The sequence below is a fragment of the Sphingomonas sp. TREG-RG-20F-R18-01 genome, assembly GCF_022662475.1.
Lineage (GTDB): Bacteria > Pseudomonadota > Alphaproteobacteria > Sphingomonadales > Sphingomonadaceae > Sphingomonas.
In genome coordinates, this window is record NZ_JAKNQQ010000053.1 from 1 (window position 1) to 530 (window position 530).

Below are 530 nucleotides of genomic sequence, written 5' to 3' on the forward strand. Positions count from 1 at the left end.
CGAGCGCACGCCCGTGACGCAGCAACACGATGACCGGTTTGCCGGTCGCAGCGACGGCTTCGGCTAGTGCCATTTGCGCCTCGGGGATCGTCACTTCGACGCGCGCCTGCGCCTCGCCCGACATCCGCGCGCTTTCGCCAATCACCAGCACGACTACGTCCGACGCGCGCGCAGCGGAAACCGCCTGCTCGATCCCACCCGCGAGCGGCGCCTCGTAATCTGCGCCGCGTGCAACGCGATGGGTCGCGCCCGCCGCTAGTGCGGCGCGAAACCCCTCCTCTGGAGTAACGCAGGTCGTAAAATCTGGAAAGCTCGCCCACGGCCCTGGCATATCGCCCTTGTCAGACACGCAAGGGCCGACCAGCGCGATATTGGTCGACCTCGCCAATGGCAGAAGGCCGCCGTCATTCTTGAGCAGCACGATCGACTTGCCCGCCGCCTCGCGCGCGAGCGCGATCGCTCGCGGCAGGCGCACGTCGCGCTGCTCTCGTGCAAGGTCGAGCGAGCGATAGGGATTGTCGAACAGGCCG

1 protein-coding gene is annotated in these 530 nt (G+C 67.5%); it reads right to left on the reverse strand.

Annotation, left to right across the window (positions count from 1 at the left end):
• A partial coding sequence (locus L8K25_RS22605; protein WP_242141269.1) for a glycoside hydrolase family 3 C-terminal domain-containing protein occupies positions 1 to 530 on the reverse strand: 530 nt, incomplete at both ends.